The 16,421-nt window shown below is 59.1% G+C and carries 16 protein-coding genes and 1 tRNA gene; all 17 read right to left on the bottom strand.

The genetic code is table 11. The annotated features are described in order from the left end of the window. Positions 1–38 precede the first annotated feature (38 nt). The 17 genes from nuoL to WE862_RS16425 all read right to left on the bottom strand — a co-directional run bounded on the left by nuoL (position 39) and on the right by WE862_RS16425 (position 16,382). A complete protein-coding gene (nuoL, locus tag WE862_RS16505; protein WP_042033542.1) occupies positions 39–1,886 on the bottom strand; it encodes an NADH-quinone oxidoreductase subunit L in 1,848 nt (615 codons plus the stop codon). After that, positions 1,883–2,191 carry an NADH-quinone oxidoreductase subunit NuoK gene (gene nuoK, locus WE862_RS16500; RefSeq protein WP_033114519.1) on the bottom strand — a complete coding sequence of 103 codons (309 nt, stop codon included), beginning with the start codon at positions 2,189–2,191 and terminating at the stop codon, positions 1,883–1,885. Before nuoK ends, nuoL begins: the two co-directional genes overlap by 4 nt. Beyond that, positions 2,188–2,739: an NADH-quinone oxidoreductase subunit J gene (gene nuoJ, locus WE862_RS16495; protein WP_033114520.1), complete on the bottom strand. Its 552-nt coding sequence runs from the start codon at positions 2,737–2,739 to the stop codon at positions 2,188–2,190. The genes nuoK and nuoJ overlap by 4 nt, the downstream gene beginning before the upstream one ends. A 10-nt stretch (positions 2,740–2,749) precedes the next feature. Continuing rightward, positions 2,750–3,292 (bottom strand): NADH-quinone oxidoreductase subunit NuoI, encoded by a 543-nt coding sequence (nuoI, locus tag WE862_RS16490; protein WP_033114521.1) that lies wholly within the window; start codon positions 3,290–3,292, stop codon positions 2,750–2,752. A gap of 8 nt (positions 3,293–3,300) precedes the next feature. Beyond that, complete coding sequence (nuoH, locus tag WE862_RS16485; protein ID WP_042033541.1) at positions 3,301–4,269, bottom strand: NADH-quinone oxidoreductase subunit NuoH; 969 nt, start codon at positions 4,267–4,269, stop codon at positions 3,301–3,303. Continuing rightward, positions 4,266–6,989 (bottom strand): NADH-quinone oxidoreductase subunit NuoG, encoded by a 2,724-nt coding sequence (gene nuoG, locus WE862_RS16480; protein ID WP_042033540.1) that lies wholly within the window; start codon positions 6,987–6,989, stop codon positions 4,266–4,268. The genes nuoH and nuoG overlap by 4 nt, the downstream gene beginning before the upstream one ends. Positions 6,990–7,045: 56 nt before the next feature. Continuing rightward, a complete protein-coding gene (nuoF, locus tag WE862_RS16475) occupies positions 7,046–8,431 on the bottom strand; it encodes an NADH-quinone oxidoreductase subunit NuoF (RefSeq protein ID WP_042033539.1) in 1,386 nt (461 codons plus the stop codon). After that, complete coding sequence (nuoE, locus tag WE862_RS16470) at positions 8,428–8,970, bottom strand: NADH-quinone oxidoreductase subunit NuoE (protein ID WP_042033538.1); 543 nt, start codon at positions 8,968–8,970, stop codon at positions 8,428–8,430. Before nuoE ends, nuoF begins: the two co-directional genes overlap by 4 nt. A gap of 90 nt (positions 8,971–9,060) precedes the next feature. After that, positions 9,061–10,866: an NADH-quinone oxidoreductase subunit C/D gene (gene nuoC / locus WE862_RS16465; RefSeq protein WP_042033536.1), complete on the bottom strand. Its 1,806-nt coding sequence runs from the start codon at positions 10,864–10,866 to the stop codon at positions 9,061–9,063. A gap of 2 nt (positions 10,867–10,868) precedes the next feature. Further along, positions 10,869–11,543 carry a NuoB/complex I 20 kDa subunit family protein gene (locus WE862_RS16460; protein WP_033114527.1) on the bottom strand — a complete coding sequence of 225 codons (675 nt, stop codon included), beginning with the start codon at positions 11,541–11,543 and terminating at the stop codon, positions 10,869–10,871. 29 nt (positions 11,544–11,572) lie between these two features. Continuing rightward, positions 11,573–11,977, bottom strand: a complete 405-nt coding sequence (locus WE862_RS16455; protein WP_033114528.1) for an NADH-quinone oxidoreductase subunit A — start codon at positions 11,975–11,977, stop codon at positions 11,573–11,575. Positions 11,978–12,340: 363 nt separating this feature from the next. Continuing rightward, positions 12,341–13,219 carry a flagellar motor protein MotB gene (locus WE862_RS16450; RefSeq protein ID WP_033114529.1) on the bottom strand — a complete coding sequence of 293 codons (879 nt, stop codon included), beginning with the start codon at positions 13,217–13,219 and terminating at the stop codon, positions 12,341–12,343. Continuing rightward, positions 13,194–13,952: a flagellar motor protein gene (locus WE862_RS16445; RefSeq protein WP_033114530.1), complete on the bottom strand. Its 759-nt coding sequence runs from the start codon at positions 13,950–13,952 to the stop codon at positions 13,194–13,196. The genes WE862_RS16450 and WE862_RS16445 overlap by 26 nt, the downstream gene beginning before the upstream one ends. A 230-nt stretch (positions 13,953–14,182) precedes the next feature. After that, positions 14,183–14,270: transfer RNA gene (locus WE862_RS16440), tRNA-Ser, on the bottom strand. A 145-nt stretch (positions 14,271–14,415) separates the two neighbouring features. Continuing rightward, entirely contained in the window at positions 14,416–15,033 is a 618-nt protein-coding gene (locus WE862_RS16435) for a TPM domain-containing protein (protein WP_041207438.1), read from the bottom strand. A gap of 21 nt (positions 15,034–15,054) precedes the next feature. Continuing rightward, positions 15,055–15,780, bottom strand: coding sequence for a TPM domain-containing protein (locus WE862_RS16430; protein WP_042033534.1), 726 nt, complete (start codon positions 15,778–15,780; stop codon positions 15,055–15,057). Then, a complete protein-coding gene (locus tag WE862_RS16425; RefSeq protein ID WP_042033572.1) occupies positions 15,777–16,382 on the bottom strand; it encodes a LemA family protein in 606 nt (201 codons plus the stop codon). The genes WE862_RS16430 and WE862_RS16425 overlap by 4 nt, the downstream gene beginning before the upstream one ends. Positions 16,383–16,421 lie beyond the last annotated feature (39 nt).

Here is a 16,421-nt window from a genome sequence, read left to right as displayed (position 1 = left end):
ACAGCCCGGCTGTACGATTTTCGTGTTGTTCATCGCGTTTACCCCAGTAGCAGCAGTGCCAGCACCAGTGCGGCACCGATCCCCATGGAAGCGGCATACCAGCGCAACTTACCGGTCACCGTCCAGGCCAGCAGCTGGTTGCCACGCAGGGCGAACCAGGCGGGCAGGCCCATCATCCAGTCCAGCGGATCCTGCCCGACCAGACGGGTAGCCAGCAGATAGGGCTTGACCCACAGCTGGTCGTAGAGCCAGTCAAAGCCCCAGGCGTTGAACCAGAGGGTGCTGAGCAGACGGCCCGGGGCGCTGTTGGCAATGGATGTGGCCAGACGGCGCTCACCAAGGAACAGAAACGCGGCCAGCGCGATCCCTGCAATGGCGATGATGCCGGAGGTTATCTCCAGTGCATGACGACCCTCTTCGATATGATCCCCCGGGCCTGCCGGCAGCACACCTGCCAGCGGTGGGGTGATAAGAGCCCCAATCCCGGTGGAGAGCACCAGCAGAACCAAGAGCGGCAGATGGTGAGCCAGACCGTGACCGGCGTGGGCTTTGGTCTGCTCTTTGCCATGGAAGGCGATAAAGATCAGTCGGAAGGTGTAGAGGGAGGTGAGGAATGCCCCTACCAGACCGGCCCACAGCAGAGCGCTTTGGCCAGAGGCTTCTACTTGCCACAGGATGGCGTCCTTACTGTAGAAACCGGAGGTGACCAGCGGCAGCGCGGCCAGCGCCGAACCACCCACCAGGAAGCAGGCATAGACCAGCGGCAGACTCTTGCGCAGGCCACCCATCTTGAAGATGTTCTGCTGGTGGTGGGTCGCGACGATAACGGCACCGGCGGAGAGGAACAGCAGCGCCTTGAAAAAGGCATGGGTCATCAGGTGAAAGATGGCACCTTCCCATGCGCCGACACCGAGAGCCAGGAACATGTAGCCAATCTGGCTCATGGTGGAGTAGGCGAGGATCCGCTTGATATCGGTCTGTACCAGCGCCGCAAAGCCGGCCAGCACCAGGGTGATGGCGCCAACCAGCCCGACCAGATGGAGGATCTCCGGCGCAAGCAGGAACAGACCATGGGTGCGGGCAATCAGGTAGACACCGGCGGTCACCATGGTGGCAGCGTGGATCAGCGCGGAGACCGGGGTCGGGCCTGCCATCGCATCTGCCAACCAGGTTTGCAGCGGCAGCTGGGCCGATTTACCGACCGCACCGCCCAGCAGCATCAGGCAGGCGAGTGACAGGGCAGGGGAGCCTTCGGCAAACATGGTCGGGGCGCGAACCAGCAGCTCGTGAATATTGAGAGTGCCCAGTTCGCGATAAAGGATAAACAGGCCGATGGCGAGGAACACGTCACCTACACGGGTCACGATGAAGGCCTTGAGGGCCGCCGCGCCATTGTTGCGATCCTTGTAGTAGAAGCCGATCAGCAGGTAGCTGCACAGCCCCACCCCTTCCCAGCCGAGGTAGACAAACAGCAGGTCATCGGCCAGCACCAGAAACAGCATGCTGGCGATAAAGAGGTTGGTATAGGTGAAGAAGCGGGAGTAGCCCTCTTCACCGCGCATGTACCAGGAGGCGAACAGGTGGATGAAGAAGCCCACCCCTGTCACTACGCCCAGCATGGTCAGTGACAGGCCATCCAGCGCCAGGCTGAAGGTGGGGGTGAAGTGGCCTACCGCCATCCACTGCCACAGGTGCTGGATATAGACGCCACCCTCGGGCGGGTTGGCCAGAAAGTCCATGCCGACCCAGAGTGTGGTAAGCGCCGAGAGACCAATGGAACCTACCCCGATCAGCGCCGAGGTGCGCTCCCCCAGACGGCCGAGGGAGAAGGCCAATACCAGCCACCCCAGCAGCGGAAATAGAAAAGTCAGATATAATAGGCTCATCCGTGCATCTCGCTCACAGTATCCACGTTAAGGGTGTGGTAACGACGATAGAGCAGCAGTAACAGGGCAAGGCCGATACTGGCCTCCGCTGCTGCCAGAGAAATCACCAGTATGTACATGATCTGGCCATCGGCCTGAGCCCAGCGGCTACCCGCCACCACAAATGCCAGTGCCGACGCATTCATCATGATTTCGATGCTCATCAGGATGTAGAGCAGGTTGCGGCGGATCAGCAGGCCGCATAACCCGATGCAGAAGAGCACCGCGGCCAGCAGGAGGCCGTGCTCCATGGGGATTCCATTCATTGCTGACCTCCTTCATGTGACGGACGTGATTGATTGCGGGGGACGGAGAGCACTTCGCCGCTCTTGTCTTCCCGGCCCAGATGGTAGGCGGTCACCAGACCCGCCAGCAGCAGGATGGAGGCAAGCTCCACTGCCAGCACATAGGGGCCAAAGAGTTCGACACCCACCTGTTTGGCGGTGACATCGGTCACCCCGAGCAGGCCGCCGGTAACACCGAGGATGCCGTGGGCCAGGAAGCCCAGCAGGATCAGCGAGAGCAGGGCTGGCCCCACCCAGGTCATGGGGGTGAGCCAGTTTTTCTCCTGCGCCTGTGCTGAACCCAGGTTCAGCATCATCACCACAAACACGAACAGCACCATGATGGCGCCTGCGTAGACGATCACCTGCAGGGCGCCGGCAAAGGCGGCACCCAAGCAGAAGAAGATCATGGCCACGGCGATGAGGGAGATAATTAGATTAAGCAGCGCATGCATGGGGTTGCTGGTGCTGATCACCCGCAGCGTGCTGTAAATGGCCACCAGGGCCGAGGCATAAAATGCCAGTTCCATGATTGACTCCTCAGGGCAGCAGGCTCTTGACATCGATGGGTTTGGCTTCGTTTTCGGCTTCCCCTTTCGGTTTGCCGTCGATGGCCATCCCGCTCATGCGATAGAAGTTGTAGTCCGGGTATTTGCCTGGCCCGCTGATCAGCAGATCTTCCTTCTCGTACACCAGATCCTGGCGGCGATACTCGCCCATTTCGAAATCCGGCGTCAGCTGGATAGCGGTGGTAGGGCAAGCCTCTTCGCACAGGCCGCAGAAGATGCAGCGGGAGAAGTTGATGCGAAAGAATTCCGGGTACCAGCGGCCATCTTCCCGCTCGGATTTTTGCAGCGAGATGCAGCCGACCGGGCAGGCAACCGCGCAGAGGTTGCAGGCCACGCAGCGCTCGTCTCCGTCCGGATCGCGAGTCAGCACGATACGGCCGCGGTAGCGGGGCGGCACATAGACCGCCTCTTCCGGGTAGTTCAGGGTTTCACGAGGCCGCCAGGCATGGGAGAAGACCATGGCCAGACTGCGTAACTGGGTGCCAACACCCTGGATAATGCTAAAAATTTTCATCTCGTGCCTCACTGCACATTCATCAGCACTACTGCCGCGGTGACCAGCATATTGAGCAGGGTCAGCGGCAAGCAGACTTTCCAGCCAAACGCCATCACCTGGTCAAAGCGCGGGCGAGGCAGGGAGGCCCGCAGCAGGATGAAGAACACCATGAAGCAGGCGGTCTTCAGAGCAAACCAGATGAAGGGGGGCAACCAGGGACCGTGCCAGCCACCAAAGAAGAGGGTCACGATGAGCGAGGAGATCAGCACGATGCCGATATACTCGCCCACGAAGAAGAGACCCCATTTCATCCCCGCATACTCGATGTGATAGCCATCGGCGAGCTCCTGCTCTGCCTCCGGCTGGTCAAACGGATGGCGGTGGGTGACGGCAACGCCGGCAAACAGGAAGGTGACAAAGCCAAGGATCTGCGGGATCACGTTCCACAGACCAGCCTGAGCCTCGACGATGTCGCGCAGGTTGAAGCTGCCGGTCTGGATCACCACGCCCATCAGGGAGAGGCCGAGGAACACCTCGTAGGAGAGGGTCTGGGCCGAGGCGCGCAGACTACCCAGCAGGGAGTACTTGTTGTTGCTCGACCAGCCGGCGAACAGCACCGCATAGACCGCCAGCCCCGCGATGGCCAGGATGTAAAGCAGACCCACGTTGAGATCCGCAACGCCCCAGGTCGGGCTGATCGGCACCACCGCAAACGCCAGAATAAAGGCGGTGAAGGCGATGATGGGAGCCAGGATGAAGATCCGCCGATCGGCGAATGGCGGGATCCAGTCCTCCTTGAAGAACATCTTGACCATGTCGGCCGCCAGTTGCAGCAGGCCGAATGGGCCAACCCGGTTGGGGCCGTAACGATCCTGCCACAGCGCCAGCAGGCGGCGTTCGATGAAGCTCATGAAGGCGCCAGCCCCCACGATCCCCACCAGCACGAGCAGTGCCTTGCCGACCTCCAGCAACAGATCAATCAGCGAGTCGCTCATGCGATGACCTCCTGCAGGTTATTGAGATATGCCTGTTGCAGCGCAGTTGGCAGGCCGTTGACGCCAAGGGGCAGACCCACCAGACCGGCCGCCAGCTGCTCGCTCAGACGCAGACGCAGTTGCCAGTGGCTGCCACCCCAGGAGAAGGAGACCTGATTGCCGGCATGCAGGGCCAGACGCTGCGCATCGGCCGGATTGAGCACCAGCTCGGGCTCGTTCATCCGGGTCTGGATGACCGGGCTGCGGGCGGAGAGCTCCTCGCCACCAAACAACTGGACATAGTTGACCACTTGCAGTGCATCCTCTGCCTTGAAGGAGGAGGGGATGGTAGTAAACCAGCCAAGGGTATCTTCGCTTGCTTCCAGCAGACGGCGACCCGGATCACCGGCGCGCAGTTTGCCACCCACCTCATCCTGGAACTTGTTCCAGGCGGAAGGTGAGTTCCAGCCTGGAGCCCAGGCGAACGGTACTTGCGGCAGCGGTTGACGTGCCCCGGCATACCCTTCCATGGAGAAGTTGAAGGGGGAATCCGGATCCTGAGCTACCCGCGGCTCGCTGACGTTCTGGTTGGCCAGCATGGAGGTGCGGCCACTGTAGCGGTGCGGTTCACGAGCCAGACGCATGCCGCGGATGCGCAAGCCTGCGTTGGGGGCTGCTTCAAGCATGGTGGCCAGCAGCGGATTGCTGCTGGCGCAGTCATGGTTGATCTGGTCGAAGTTCTGCCAGCGCAGAGATGTGTGCTCAAGAGCACCTTGCAGTGCCGCCAGCCAGCGCCACCCTTCACGCACCTGAATGTCGGTGTTGTAGAAGGCCGGAGCATAAACCTGGAAGAAGCGCTGGGCGCGACCTTCCATGTTCACCAGGGTGCCATCGGCTTCGGCAAAGCTGGCTGCCGGCAGGATCAGATCAGCCTTTTGTGCAGTCCGGGTGTCCTGATGATCGATGACCAGCAGGTGCTGCAGTCTCGCCAATGCAGCATCCACACGGTTGCGCGGAGCACGGCGATAAAGATCGTTCTCCAACGTCACCAGAGCCAGCTTCTCTTGCGCTTCAATGCGCTCGAAAGCATCTTCAAGCGGCTTGCCACCCAGCATGGCCAGGCCGAGCGAGTTGGCCTCCTGGGCAACCAGCGCGATGCTGGCTTCCAGACCACGCCCTTTCAGTGCACGAGCAATATTGCTGGCTGCTTCAACCAGCGCCACGCTGCGTGCGCTGGAGCCGGCGATGATGAGCGGCTTTTTGGCGTTGCCCAGCAGCTCGGCCCAGCGTGCAGCCTGAGCCTGCTGCTCGGCAGAGAGGTCGGCGATAGCTGGCGCCGCATTGTCGAGCAGGTTGGCGATGGCAAAGCCAAGGCGCGCCTGATCGGCGTAGGGAGCGTGCAGTTTGTCGGCCGCTACGTCATCGAGACGGGTGTTGTCGAGACTGGTGATGAGCAGCGGATAGCGCTCGTTCTGGCCCAGAGTCTGCACCGCGGCAACCTGCCACAGGTCGACCTTCATCTTGCGGGCCAGTTCGCGGGCCTTGCCCTTGACGGCTTGACGCAGGGCCAGCGCAATTCGAGCCGCGCTCATGGTGACATCTTCGCCGAGTACCAGAATGGCGTCGGCCTCTTCCATGTCGCGCAGGCTTGGTGTTGATACGCCACCATGCTGCAAAATCTGCAGGATCTTCTGCTGGCATTCCCACTCGGCCTGCTCCATGCCGCAATAGAAGTTCTCTTCACCCACCAGTTCGCGCAGAGCGAAGTTGCTCTCCAGCGACGCGCGGGGTGAACCGATACCGATCACTCCGCTGGCGGTACGCAAGGCATCGGCGGCGCGGTTGAGGGCACCATCGACCGTGATGGCCAGTTTGTCGTTACCTTCACGCAGCAGCGGTTGGCGCGGGCGGTCGGCCAGGTTGACATAGCCATAGCCAAAGCGGCCGCGATCGCAGAGGAAGTAGTGGTTGAGGCTGCCGTGGAAGCGGTTTTCGATACGGCGCAGTTCGCCATAACGTTCGCCCGGGCTGATGTTGCAGCCCACGGAACACTGCTGGCAGACGCTCGGGGCAAACTGCATGTCCCATTTGCGGTTGTAGCGCTCAGAGTGAGTCTTATCGGTGAAAACCCCGGTAGGGCAGATTTCCACCAGGTTGCCGGAGAATTCGCTCTCCAGCGTGCCATCCTCAACCCGTCCGAAATAGACGTTGTCGTGGGCACCGTAGACGCCAAGATCCTCGCCACCGGCATAATCCTTGTAGTAACGGACGCAGCGGTAGCAGGCGATGCAGCGGTTCATCTCGTGGCTGATGAAGGGGCCGAGATCCTGATTCTGGTGGGTGCGTTTGGTGAAACGGTAGCGACGGCTGTTGTGGCCGGTCATCACCGTCATATCCTGCAGGTGGCAGGCACCACCCTCTTCACACACCGGACAGTCGTGGGGGTGGTTGGTCATCAGCCACTCCACCACGCTCTTGCGAAACTCCTTGGCCTCTTCATCTTCGATGGCGATATAGGTGCCATCGGTGGCCGGTGTCATGCAGGACATCACCAGACGGCCACGCTTGTCATCGGCATTTTGATACTGTTTGACCGCGCACTGGCGGCAGGCTCCCACGCTACCAAGCGCCGGGTGCCAGCAAAAATAGGGGACGTCCAGACCGAGGGACAGACAGGCTTGCAGCAGGTTATCTGCCCCGTCTACCTCGTACTCTTTACCGTCTACATGAATGGTCGCCATACAACTTCCCTGAAACCTGTTTTGTGAATTCGGCTATTGTCTGATGCGCTTGGCGTTTACCAGCGTTCACCCAAGAGATTGGGCTGGATCCCTTTGACCGGCTTGCGGTTATCGCCGCTGCCCTTGATCCCCGCTTCGAATTCGGAGCGGAAATACTTGATCGCGCTGGCAAGCGGTTCGACGGCGCCCGGAGCATGGGCGCAGAAGGTTTTACCCGGGCCCAGGAAATTGCAGAGCTGCTCCAGCGTAGCCAGATCGCCTGATTGCCCCTCGCCACGTTCCAGCGCGCGCAGCAGCTTGACGCTCCAGGGCAGGCCATCGCGACAGGGAGTACACCAGCCACATGACTCGCGGGCGAAGAACTCCTCCATGTTGCGCAGCAGGGAGACCATGCTGATGGAGTCATCCACCGCCATGGCGAGGCCGGTTCCCATCCGGGTGCCTACCTTGCCGATACCAGCGGTGTACATCTGGGCATCGAGGTGCTCAGGCAGCAAGAAACCGGTTCCCGCGCCGCCCGGTTGCCAGGCTTTCAGGCGATAGCCGCTCTTCATGCCGCCGGCATAGTTTTCAAACAGCTCGCGGGCGGTAATGCCAAACGGCAGCTCCCACACCCCGGGGTTGTTTACCTTGCCGGAGAAGCCCATCAGCTTGGTACCGTGGTCTTCAGAGCCCGGCAGGGCCAGCCCGTGATACCAGGCCACCCCGTTGCCGATAATGGCGGGCACGTTGCAGAGGGTCTCGACGTTGTTGACGCAGGTGGGCTTGCCCCAGACGCCGGAAACTGCGGGGAAGGGGGGTTTGGCGCGCGGGTTGGCGCGGCGCCCTTCCAGCGAGTTGATAAGGGCCGTCTCTTCGCCACAGATGTAGCGACCGGCGCCAGTGTGAACAAACAGCTCGAAGTCAAAACCCGAGCCCAGAATGTTCTTGCCAAGCAAACCGGCGGCTTTTGCCTCTTCTACCGCACGACGCAGGTTGATGGCGGCATCGACATACTCGCCGCGCAGGAAGATATAACCGCGATAGGCTTTCAGCGCCCGGGCCGAGATAATCATCCCTTCGATCAGCAGGTGGGGCAGTTGCTCCATCAGCAGCCGATCTTTCCAGGTGTTGGGCTCCATCTCGTCGGCGTTACAGAGCAGGTAGCGGATGTTCATGCTCTCGTCTTTGGGCATCAGCCCCCACTTCACGCCAGTGGGGAAGCCCGCGCCGCCACGCCCCTTGAGACCGGCATCCTTGACGGTACTGACGATCTCGTCCGGACTCATCTGGCCGAGCGCTTTGCGCACCGCTTCATAACCCTGCTTGGCCTGATACTCCTCCAGCCATACCGGCTGGCCGTCGTCACGCAGCCGCCAGGTAAGCGGATGGGTCTCGGCCGCACGTGGGGTGCGGTTTGCGGTGCCAAAGGAGGTAAGGATCTTGCTCTGCTGCAGGCTCATGGGTATGCCTCCAGTGTTTTCAGCAAGGTAACGGGGTCGAGCCCGCCATAGGTGTCGTCATCGATCATGATGGCCGGCCCCTTGTCGCAGTTGCCCAGGCAGCAGACCGGCAACAGGGTGAAGCGGCCATCGGCTGTGGTCTGGCCGGGAGCGAGGTTCATCACCTCCTTGAGGCCAGCCAGCAGCTCTTCGTGACCGTTGATGTAGCAGACCATGCTGTCGCAAACGCGGATGACATGGCGACCAACTGGCTGACGGAAGATCTGGCTATAGAAGGTGGCAACTCCCTCCACGTCGCTGGCGGGAATGCCAAGTTCGGTGGCAATCGCTGAAATGGCGCCGTCAGGCACCCAGCCACGGGCCTGCTGCACTATCTTGAGCGCTTCGATGCTGGCAGCACGGGGATCTTCGTAATGGTGTTTCTCATGTTCGATGGCATCGCGTTCAGCCTGACTCAGGACAAAGTCGTCCTGTTTGCTGCTGCAAGCCCCTTGCCCCTGCGGGGTCTGATTATTGTGACACTGACATTGCTGGCTCATGACTTGACCTTTTGTGGCTTGTCCTTTTACTGCGAGTCCTGTTGTCTCGTCATTGCGGGTCACTCGCCTTGGCGAGCAACCCGTGATGAGTTAACGGTCCACATCCGACATAACGAAATCGATACTGCCCAGATAGACGATGAGATCCGACACCATGCTGCCCTTGATCACCGAGGGGATCTGTTGCAGGTGAGCAAAGCTCGGGGTGCGGATCCGGGTCCGGTAGCTCATGGTTGAGCCATCGCTGGTCAGGTAGTAACTGTTGACGCCCTTGGTCGCCTCAATCATCTGGAACGATTCGGCTGCCGGCATGACCGGGCCCCAAGACACTTGCAGGAAGTGGTTGATCAGGGTCTCGATGTGCTGCAGCGTGCGCTCTTTGGGCGGCGGAGTGGTCAGCGGGTGATCCGCCTTGAATGGCCCCTCCGGCATGTTCTTCATGCACTGCTCGATGATGGAGAGGCTTTGACGGATCTCCTCGATGCGAACGGTGGCGCGATCATAGGCATCGCCGTTGCTGCCGACCGGTACTTCGAAGTCGAACTGATCGTAACCGGAGTAGGGACGCCACTTGCGCACGTCGAAGTTGAGGCCGGTGGCGCGCAATCCGGCCCCCGTGGTGCCCCAGGACAACGCCTGCTCGGTGGTATAGGCAGAGACCCCGATAGTACGGCCGCGCAGAATACTGTTGCGCATCGCAGCTTTCTCGTAATCCATCAGCCGCTTGGGCAGCCAGCTCAGCAGGTTGTCCTGGATCAGACGTTGCCATCCGTTGGGCAGGTCGTGGGCAACACCGCCGATGCGGAACCAGGCCGGATGCATACGGGCGCCGGTGATCGCCTCGATGATGGTGTAAATCTTCTGGCGGTCGGTAAAGGTGAAGAAGACCGGGGTCATGGCCCCCACGTCTTGGATATAGGTACCGAGGAACAACAGGTGACTCTGGATGCGGAACAGCTCCGCCATCATCACCCGGATCATGTCGACCCGCTGGGGCACCTTGATACCGGCCAGCTTCTCGACCGCCAGCACGTAGGGGAGGTTGTTCATCACCCCGCCCAGATACTCGACCCGGTCGGTATAGGGAATGTAGCTGTGCCAGGACTGGCGCTCGCCCATCTTCTCGGCACCGCGATGGTGGTAACCGATATCGGGCACACAGTTGCGGATCTCCTCGCCATCGAGTTGCAGTACCAGCCGGAAGGCGCCGTGAGCCGAGGGGTGGTTGGGGCCGAGGTTGAGGAACATGTAGTCCTCGTTCTCGTTGCCACGTGCCAGACCCCACTCCTCCGGCTTGAACAGCAGGTTCTCCTGCTCCATGTCCTGCTTGGCAGCATCGAGCATAAAGGGATCAAATTCGGTGGCGCGTGCAGGGTAATCTTTGCGCAGCGGATGTCCCTGCCAGCTTTTGGGCATCATGATACGGGTCAGGTGGGGATGACCATCGAAGGTGATGCCCAGCAGATCCCATACCTCCCGTTCATACCAGTTGGCATTGGGGAAGTGGCCGGTGACGGTTGGCAGATGTAGATCGCTTTCGGTAAGCGGCACCTTCAGCATTACATCGGCGTTACGGTCGATGGAGATGAGGTGATAGAAAACGGTGAAGTCGCTTTGCGGCAGACCTTCGCGGTGGGTGCGTAGCCGTTCGTCAGTCGCACTCAGATCGAAGAGCATCACGAACGGGGAGGGCACCTTGCGCAAAAAGCTCATTACATCAAGCAGCAGCTCCCGGGCAAGCCAGACGACAGGCACGCCGGTACGGGTAGTCTGCACGGTGAAATGCTGCGCCCCGAAATGGGCGAACAGTTCGCCAATGACCTTGGCATCCTTATGATCGGTGGGTTGCCACTGGGCCATTGCATAATTGCTGGGAAAATCGCGAGTCAGTTTCATGGTCAGATCTCATCCGGCGTGCGCAGGTTGGTCACATCAATCCGCTCGCCGCGCTTGCGGTCCTTCTCGGCCGGCATCTCGGGACGATAGATCCCCTGATCGCCAACCACCCAGGAGAGGGGGCGACGCTCCTTGCCGATAGAGTCTTGCAACAGCATCAGGGCTTGCAAAAAGGCTTCGGGACGGGGCGGGCAACCCGGAATATAAACATCGACCGGCAGAAACTTGTCGACGCCCTGAACCACCGAGTAGATGTCATACATACCGCCGGAGTTGGCACAGGCACCCATCGAAATCACCCATTTGGGCTCGAGCAACTGCTCATAGAGACGCTGGATGACTGGCGCCATCTTGATGAAGGGTGTACCTGCGATCACCATGAAATCGGCCTGACGGGGAGAGGCTCGGATAACTTCGGCCCCGAAGCGGGCCACATCGTGGGGTGAGGTGAAGGCGGTACACATCTCCACGTAGCAGCAGGAGATACCGAAGTTGTAGGGCCACAGGGAGTTCTTGCGACCCCAGTTGACGGCATTTTGCAACACCTCCTCGACCCGTCCCATCAGGATGCCGCGCTCGGCTTGCTGCATCAGAGGGTCATCGACGGTTTGGCTCTGCTCCTGGGGATAGCGTTCAACCGGTGCATCCGGGTCTATCCGGGTAAGGGTGTACTTCATGGTGCAACCTCAAGGAAAGGGTCTGTGATTCAGTCACTGTTTTTGTTGTTCAGCTGCGGTTTGCGCGGCGACCACTCCAGCGCACCGATGCGCCAGAGGTAGACCAGACCGATCAACAGCAGACCGATGAAAATGGTGGCTTCAATGAAACCGACCCAGCCGCTTTCGCGAACGGAAACGGACCAGGCGAACAGGTAGAGTGCCTCGACATCGAAGATGACGAAGAACATGGCGACCAGATAGAACTTGGCAGAGAAACGCAGCCGGGCACTGCCGACCGAGTCAACGCCTGATTCGAAGGGTTTGTTTTTGGTGCGGCCATGAGCACGGCCACCCAGCACGGCAGCAAGGCCGATCATCCCCAGGCAGAGGCAAATAGCTGCAATGACGTAGATGGCAAAAGCCCAATGTTGAACAGCAATATCAGCAAACATAGAGGTTTTCCCTAACCGAATTAATCATGCGGTGTAACAATGATGTCACGCATTATGACACTTTAGTACTGATTTACATGTCATTTTTATGGATTAATTATTAATCGGTTAAGTGGAAATTAAATTTTGTTACGGAGCTCAATTTTATTGAGAAAAATGTATGTAATTGACGCTGGTCAGATCAGATGACATGTCTGAAATTTGAGCTTTCGAAGGTTGATTATTATCCAGCGACAATTGGCTGTATTTCTGTCTGAAATAGCCATTTCAAATAAGTGGCTATATGTCTGTGCTTTTTGAAAGGGGTAACCCGCCGCCCTGTGTGAAGTCAGGGCGGTGGTTGTATGCGGAGGGTGTTATCGCTCAGGGTTTGAGCAGGGGAAGAGCCTGTTCGGCGGCTTTGCCTTGAGAGAGAGTGATCTCGACCCGGCGGTTGGCCTGCCGGTGATCTGCTGTGTCATTGGCATAGCGTGGCTGGGTATCAGCTACGCCCTGGGCGATAACCCGCTTGGCATCCAGTTTGGGATTGCCAAGCAGTGTCTGCACTATCGCGGAGGCGCGCAGTACTGACAGTTCCCAGTTGTTGCGGTAGAGCTCTACCGGAGCCTGCGAATCATCGGTGTGACCGGTGACGACTATGGCCCCCGGAATATCGGCAAGAATGCCCGATATCTTGTTGACCAGCGGTACAAACTGGGGCTGCAGAAATGCCGAGTCGGCCGGGAAGAGCGCCTTCTCACCGATGCGGATCACCAGCTGACTGCCAAGCTGCTCGACTTCCAGATCCTTGGATTCAATCTGTGCCTTGAGTTGTTGTTCAAGTTTCTTCTTGGTGACCTGAACCCACTCCTGCTCTTTGGTCTTGTGTGGCCAGGACTCGGTGGCACTCGGCTTCTCCGAGGCACCTATGGTCTCGTTGAACGGGTCAGATGCCGCCATCGGAGCATCCTTCTCCAGCACCGTCTCTTTCTTCGGGCTGCTCGGTGTGGTTTTGGATTCCGGCTCGAGGATGCCTGTCCCCCCCTGCATGACAGGTGAACCTGCGGGAGGGGAGACCAGACCAATTTTACCCAGCGACTCGATAAAGCCCTGGATCAGCACCCGGGTCTCTGACTGTTTGGCCATCGCAAAGGAGTAGAGCACCACGAACAGGGCGAACAGCAGAGTCATGAAGTCGGCATAGGAGACCAGCCAGCGTTCGTGGTTCTCTGGTGCTTCAGCCTTTTTCTTTTTGGCCACCATGACCTCCCAGATAGGGTTCGAGGGTTACTTGCAGTCTTGCTTGAGACTCGCCATCCACGATGCAAAGAATGCCGGTGAGGGTCATCTCCTTGTAGTGGCGGATCTGGTGAGCAAACGCCTTGTAGCGGTTGCCAAATGGCAAAAATATGAGGTTGGCGGCTGATACCCCGTAGATGGTTGCGATAAAGGCTACCGCGATGGCACCACCGAGTTTGTCCGGTGCATCCAGCAAGCCCATCGCGTGGATGAGGCCGAATACCGCACCCACGATCCCCATCGTCGGGCAGTAGCCCCCCATGGCTTCATAGAATTTGACGGTTTGTTCGAGATCTTCCTGTTCAAATTCGATCTCGTTTTCCAGCACCTCGTGGATCTTGGTCTTCTCGTAGCCATCGACCATCATCTGTACCCCTTTTTTCAAAAAGGGATCCTTAATCTCTTCAATCATCCCCTCAAGTGCCAGCATACCGCTGCGCCGGGCATTGCCTGCCAGAGTTTCGAGCAGCTGGGCCTGTTCCAGCATGTCGAGTTTGAGGGGAGCAAGCAGCCATTTGAACCGTTTCAGGCTGTTACCTACGACGGAGAAGGGAAACTGGGTCAGTGCGGCGCCGATGGTACCGCCGATTACGATAAGAAAGGCGGGCAGGTCAAGTAGCGCACTGGGATGGCCGCCCTCGATCATGTTACCGCCCAAGATGGCGATCAACGCCAGCACCAAGCCGATTAAGCTCATTTTTTACACATCCCTGAATGTTGATAATGGCTAGTTTAGCTATTTAAGTATCAGTTTTTCAAAATGATATCCAATCTGCGAGCAATAAATTAGAGCTATGGCCAAGTCTGCATGGCATGGATATCGAGGGCGCTTAAAAAGCAGGCAGTGCAGGATAAATAATAGGGAAGATAGAGCGAGCAAGCAGTAGAAAAGCAAAAAGCCGACCCTGAGGTCGGCTTTTCTAAATTTGGCGGTGAGGGAGGGATTCGAACCCTCGATACGTTGCCGTATACACACTTTCCAGGCGTGCTCCTTCAGCCACTCGGACACCTCACCAAATTTTCGTTCGTTGCGCCGTTGCGCTGGAACGGGGCGTAATTTAGGGGAAATGGCTGGGCGGGTCAACCATTTTTCCCCTTATTTTTCATAATCTTTCTCGAGTGCCTAACCCTTGAACAGAAAGCCGTTTTTTTAATCCGATTCAGGGCTTGTCGAGGATGATCAGGCTGTCCGGCAGCTCGTTCTGGTCACGGGTTGCAGGGAAGGCGTCGGTCAGAATGGCGCTGGTGCGCTCCACACACTCCAGAAAACCTTGCTCGATCTCGTTGTTGCGTACCCGCATCACGAAGTCGTTGATGATCTCCTGCCACTGGCTGTTATCGATATGCTGGGCAATGCCGTCATCCACCAGGATCTCGACATAGTGCTCGGCAGCCGAGACAAAAATGAGCACCCCCAGACGATCGCGGGTGCGGTGCAGCCCCTGCTCGACAAATTGCAGGCGAGCCATCAGGGCGGCCCTGTGCTGGCGTACCTGTTTCGGGATCAGCCGCATCTTGATAGGGGTCCAGTGGAACAGCAGACTCAGCAGCAGCCAGACCGACCACTGCACCAGCAGGATCTCGTACCAGCCGAGCCAGAAGCCGAGCTGGAATACCAGCAGCGGGGTCAGCATGGCCAACAGAGCGGCCCAGAGGGTGGGAATATAGCGATATCCATCGCTGGCCGGGGCCAGCACGGTCACCAGTTCGGCATCCGTGGCCTGTTCGGCTTGTCTGACCCTGGCCTGAAGCGTGTGATAAAACTGTTTGGAAATCATGTTGTCGTCTCTTAATCCCTGTTACCAACCACCGGAGGCACCACCGCCTCCAAAACTGCCGCCACCGCCGCTGAAGCCACCGCCAGAGCGGTTGCCAAAGGAGCCAGCTCCAAATCCCCCTGCCATGTAGGCCGAACGACGTCGCCCGCCCGGGCCACCGCCGCCGCCCCGCAGGTTATGAAGCACGATCATCGCAATTACCATCAGGATGAATAACCAGGGGCCACCGAGTTTCTCCTCCTTGCTCGCGTTGTCGGTCGGCTGATACTGGCCGCCCAGCGCCTGCATGATGGCCTGACTGCCGGCAACGACCCCGGCCACCATGTCACCCCGTTTGAACGCAGGCAGGATCCGGGTCTGAATGATGTTGGCGGCAATGGCATCGGGCAGATCACCTTCCAGCCCATAGCCCACTTCGATGCGAACCTTGCGCTCGTCCTGAGCGATGAGTAGCAGGACGCCGTTATCCTTGCCCTTCTGCCCGATCCCCCAGTGCCGGCCCAGCTGATAGCCATACTCTTCGATGGTCTCGCCCTGCAAGCTGTCGACGGAGACCACCACCAACTGGATGCCGCTGCGCTTTTCAAAAGCGGCCAGCTGCTGGGTCAGCTGGTGGGCCTGTTTGCGGGACATCAAACTGGCTTCATCCACGACCCGTCCGCTCAGCGTCGGGAAGTCCGGCGCCGCTTGCAGGGCACTGGCCCAGAGCAGCAGACAGGGAAGAAACCAGCGCAGCATCATGTTCATTGGAAGCCCACCTTGGGCGCTTCGTCAGCACCAGGTTTGGCACTGAAGCTGGGTTTTGCCTCCAGATCGGAGTAGAGCATCTTGTGCCAGATCACTCCGGGGAAGGTGCGGATCTCGGTGTTGAACTGGCGCACCGCCTCGATATAGTCGCGGCGGGCTACGGCGATACGGTTCTCCGTCCCTTCCAGCTGGGCCTGCAGGGTGAGGAACTGTTGATCCGCCTTGAGCTCCGGATAACGTTCCACTACCACCATCAGGCGGGAGAGGGCGCTGGTGAGCTGATTCTGCGCCGCTTCAAACTCCTTGAGCTGGGCCGGGTCGCTCACCTGCAGGCTGCCAACTCGGGCGCGGGCATCGGTGACCGCCTGGAGGGTCTCCTGCTCATGGCTGGCATAGCCTTTTACGGTTGCTACCAGATTGGGGATGAGATCTGCCCGGCGCTGGTACTGGTTTTCAACCTGTCCCCACGTGGCTTTGACCTGCTCATCCAGCGTCGGGATGTTGTTCATACCGCAGCCGGTCAGGCCCAGCAGCAGGGTCAGAGTCAGCAGGCTCTGCGTGGTTTTGCGCCAGATTGATATGGCCATCTTGTCGTTCTCCATCATTAATGGCTTGGGAAACAGGGAACCACCATAACAGCT

The sequence above is a fragment of the Aeromonas jandaei genome (genome assembly GCF_037890695.1).
Taxonomy (GTDB): Bacteria; Pseudomonadota; Gammaproteobacteria; order Enterobacterales; family Aeromonadaceae; genus Aeromonas; species Aeromonas jandaei.
This window is presented reverse-complemented; position numbering and strand designations above follow the sequence as displayed.